At 31.4% G+C, this 4523-nt stretch carries 5 protein-coding genes; all 5 read right to left on the bottom strand.

The annotated features are described in order from the left end of the window. Positions 1-313: 313 nt before the first annotated feature. A complete protein-coding gene (gene greA / locus CD127_RS11525) occupies positions 314-790 on the bottom strand; it encodes a transcription elongation factor GreA (RefSeq protein WP_103298269.1) in 477 nt (158 codons plus the stop codon). Positions 791-870: 80 nt separating this feature from the next. Next, positions 871-1494: a uridine kinase gene (udk, locus tag CD127_RS11520; RefSeq protein ID WP_103366798.1), complete on the bottom strand. Its 624-nt coding sequence runs from the start codon at positions 1492-1494 to the stop codon at positions 871-873. Next, the gene (locus tag CD127_RS11515) at positions 1494-2762 is read right to left on the bottom strand and encodes a peptidase U32 family protein (RefSeq protein WP_103298271.1); all 1269 of its coding nucleotides are present in this window, start codon (positions 2760-2762) and stop codon (positions 1494-1496) included. The genes udk and CD127_RS11515 overlap by 1 nt, the downstream gene beginning before the upstream one ends. A 15-nt stretch (positions 2763-2777) precedes the next feature. Further along, a complete protein-coding gene (locus CD127_RS11510; protein ID WP_103366797.1) occupies positions 2778-3701 on the bottom strand; it encodes a peptidase U32 family protein in 924 nt (307 codons plus the stop codon). Positions 3702-3703: 2 nt separating this feature from the next. Then, complete coding sequence (locus tag CD127_RS11505; protein ID WP_103366796.1) at positions 3704-4339, bottom strand: O-methyltransferase; 636 nt, start codon at positions 4337-4339, stop codon at positions 3704-3706. Positions 4340-4523 lie beyond the last annotated feature (184 nt).

Raw genomic sequence — 4523 nt, 5'->3', positions numbered from 1 at the left:
CATTTGTATATCGTAGTTGTTTAATAAGTATTTCTAATTAAGAATAATAAAAAAAGTAAGGACAAAATTGTAATCGCTTACTTTATTGTATTCATAGTATTTATTTAGTTGTATTTACATAGTTATTTAAGCATATAAAATACGATTTGTCATGAAAAATTTATAATTTCTAAAAATATTTAGTCATATTTATACCGTAAAATGTTTGTTTTGCAGGCAAAATATTTTAAAAAAGATAATTTTACAACAATTTTTAGATAGTAATATAGAAAAACTTCAAATGCCAATTTTGACATTTGAAGTATTATATAAATTACTTGATATCTACGATTTTTACGTTAATTTCGCCACCATTTGGAAGTGGTACGCGAACTTCATCATTTAAATTTTTACCAATTAAAGCTTTAGCCATTGGTGATTCGTTAGAAATTTTACCTTTAAATGCATCTGCTTCAGCAGAACCAACGATTTGGTAACTTTCTTCTTCGTCGCCTGGTAATTCTACGAATGTTACTGTTTTACCAATTTGTACTACATTGTTATCGCCAGTATCTTCAATAATTAAAGCATAACGTAACATATGTTCAATACGTTGAATATCTTGTTCGATAAAACCTTGTTCATCTTTAGCTGCATCATACTCTGAGTTCTCAGATAAGTCACCAAATGAACGTGCAACTTTAATTTTTTCAACTACTTCTGGACGTTTAACCGTTTTTAATTCTTCTAATTCTTGTTCTAATTTTTCATAACCTTCTTGAGTCATAGGATATTGTTTTTGATTTTCCATTATGTCATCTTCCTTTTCACATACTAAGATTTAACTTTTAGAATTGATAAAAAATAATGCAATATTAGAATACTCGTAAGTTATTGTTTGCTTACAAGTGTTTGGATTTTAGTTGTCATTATATCAATTGCGACCTTATTACTTCCACCTTCTGGAATAATAATATCTGCATAGCGTTTAGTAGGTTCGATAAATTGATTATGCATAGGTCTGACAACATTTAAATATTGATTGATTACTGATTCCATTGAGCGACCACGCTCTGCTGTATCTCGCACTAAACGGCGTAAGATTCGTAAGTCGGCATCAGTATCAACATATATTTTAACATCCATCATATCACGTAAGGTTTTATTTTCTAATGCAAATATACCTTCTACGATAATAACATCTTTAGGCTCAAATGCAATCGTTTTCTCACTTCTTGTGTGATTAGCATAGTCATACGTTGGTACTTCTACAGCATGACCATTACGTAAGTCTTTTAAATTTTCAATTAATAAATCGTTATCAAATGCGAAGGGATGGTCATAGTTCGTTTCTAAACGTTCTTCAAACGTTAAATGTGATTGATCTTTATAGTAGTAATCTTGAGCTAATAGAGCTACACTATGTCCTTCTAAATTCTTCATAATTTCATTAGTAACTGTTGTTTTACCAGAACCAGATCCGCCTGCAATACCAATAATAGTTGTGTTCGTCATTATCCGATTTCCTTTCTCATCATGTTGTTAGGATAAATAGGATGATTTACCTTGATTTGGACAATTTGAAGTGGATGACGTGCAGCATCTAAGCTATTTCCTTCTTCGTCATAAATTTCATCAATTACTTGTTTGAAGCTTTCAATTTCAGGACCGAAGAATTCAATTTCTTGACCAGGTTTAAAATGGTTACGTTGTTGGATAGTTGCTATTTGAGATTCAGAATCATAGTCTAATACTAACCCACAGAAATCATAAGGTGATTTTTTGTTTTGTTGTAAGCCAAACATTTGCTCTTCATAACCTGGTGTACCTTCAAAGAAAGCAGGTGCTGTGTCTCTATTAGCACATTTATCTAACTCAATTAGCCATTCTGGTTTAATTTTAAAATTCTCAGGATCTTCTGCATACGCATCAATCACTTTTCTATAAACTGAAACTACCGTAGCGATATAGTGAATTGATTTCATACGTCCTTCGATTTTAAGTGAATCGATACCAATGTCCATCATTTGTGGGATTGATTCGATTAATTTTAAATCTTTAGGGCTCATAGCGAAAGGTACTACATCCCCATCTTGATAATATAAATCTAGTTCTCCGTCTTCATCAACAGAAAGTAGATCATAATCCCAACGACAACTTTGACAACAACCGCCTCTGTTAGAATCTCGTGCTGTCATATGGTTACTTAATGTACATCTACCAGAATAAGCGATACACATTGCTCCATGAATGAATGCTTCAATTTCAATATCGACATTCTCTTTCATTTCTTTCATTTCCATAGCACCAGTTTCACGTGCTAACACAACGCGGTCTAACCCTTCTTCTTTCCAATATTCTACAGCTTTATAGTTAGAAAGAGATTGTTGTGTAGATAGATGAATTTCTAATCTTGGCGCTACGCGTTTACATGTTTCAATAATAAGTGGATCAGCTACAATGATACCAGTCGCACCTGTTGCGTCTAATTCCATTAAATAAGATTCTAAGCCGTCGATATTTTCATCATGAGCAATAATATTTGTAGTTACATAGATTTTTGCCCCGTATTGATTAGCGAATTCTACGCCCTCTTTAATTTCTGCCAAAGTAAAGTTATCTGCGTTAGATCTTAAACCATATTCTTGTCCACCTAGGAACACAGCGTCTGCGCCATAATGTACAGCAATTTTTAATTTTTCTAAATTACCAGCAGGCGCTAATAATTCAGGTTTTTTAACTTTAGATTTATTTGTTGAATTGATTTCAGTTAATGTTTTCATATAAGCGCCCCCCTTTTAATAAACAGTTTGTTTGTATAAAAATCCTTCATCGAATGGACGATGTTCCGGTTGTATTTCTTCAATAGGATCTACTAACATAAATTTTTCATCTTCATATGCTTCAGGATCTTCATTATATAAGTCTATAGCTTCTCTATATTGAGTCGTTACAGTATTAATATACTCTTCAGTTTGTAAGACGCCATCAATTTTAAATGAATCAATGCCAGCTTCAAAGAAAGGCTCAAGTTCTTCAATTAAGCAGATATCATTAGGTGACATAATGTGTGTACCATTATAATCTTCGAACACAGGATACTTATTATCACGTTCTTCATCATATAACAATAATTCAGTATCATCTTTATCACGTTGAATTTTCATCTGTCTATCTTGGAATGTATAATAATTGCCAAGTAACATACGTTTAGATTGGAACATACAAGTCATGCCATGTACCTGAACTTCAATTTCTACATCAGCATTTTCTTTAATATTTATAATTTCATCTAAATTTAATTCACGAGCTAGTACTGCTCTTTGTGCGCCTCTTTTCCCCCAATAATTACATTGGAAGTAGTTCGTTACAATAGTTTCAGCGTCCCAATTTAGTGGAATTGGATTATTTTGTTGCTTAACGAACATGACTACAGCTGGATCACCAAATATAATTCGATCGACGTTAACTTCATGTAAGAAATTAATATAATCTTCAAGCGCATTTAAATGATAATTATGGAAAATGCCATTTACAGCAACATAAACTTTTTTCTCGTTATCATGTGCTAATTTAACAGCTTGTTTAATATCATCACGATTAAATTCTCCTGCTAATCGTAATCCAAACTTTTCTTCCCCAATTACAAATGCATCAGCACCTAAATCAATTAATGTTTCCATATGAGCTAGTGATTTAGGAGTAACTAGTAATTCTGTCATTTTCATTCTCCTTTAATAGATATGGCTAACCCATCATCCATATTCACAAAATTAGTTTGATAATTTTCTTGTGTCATTAACCATGCATTAAATTTCTGCACTTTTTTGACCATTTGTTTAACGTTTCTAGAGCGAACAACATCTATATCCGCCACGAACCCGTGGTAAAGTACATTATCTGTAATGACAAGTCCACCTTTTTTTAGTAAAGGTGTATATAGTTCAAAGAATTTTTTAGATTGTGCTTTTGCCGCATCAATAAATATAATATCGTATTCTTGGTCATCCACATTGGAATATTGTTCTAAGGCATTACCTTCAACAAGTCTAATTTGTTTATTATAACCAAATTTTTCAAAATTTGATTTAGCTTGTTGAATCATATCTTCATCTCGTTCAATTGTCGTCACACTTATATCATCTGAAATTGAAGCGAATTGCATTGAACTATAGCCGATAGCTGTTCCTATCTCAAGTATATTTTTAGCTTGATGTATTCTTATTAATTGTTTTACCAATTCAAGAGAGAGTCTATCTATAATAGGCACAGCATGTTCTTCAGCATAAGCTCTTAATTCTTCAATATGATTATTTGTTTTTTCATGTATTTCAAGTAAATACTGTTGATTTGCTTCCATTTTTTACTTCCTTTTAAAATACAAAATAACATTAAAAATAATCAGTCTATTTACTGGAAGTTTTACTTCTTAAAATAAGTTTCAACTCGAAAACTTATATGGTTAATGACTGATTGAATGATTAATATATGCTTATAAGATTTAAACTTTATATATTTTACCATAGTTTCAAGCTAAATTTAAG

Source organism: Staphylococcus petrasii (assembly GCF_002902565.1).
GTDB lineage: Bacteria > Bacillota > Bacilli > Staphylococcales > Staphylococcaceae > Staphylococcus > Staphylococcus petrasii.
This window is presented reverse-complemented; position numbering and strand designations above follow the sequence as displayed.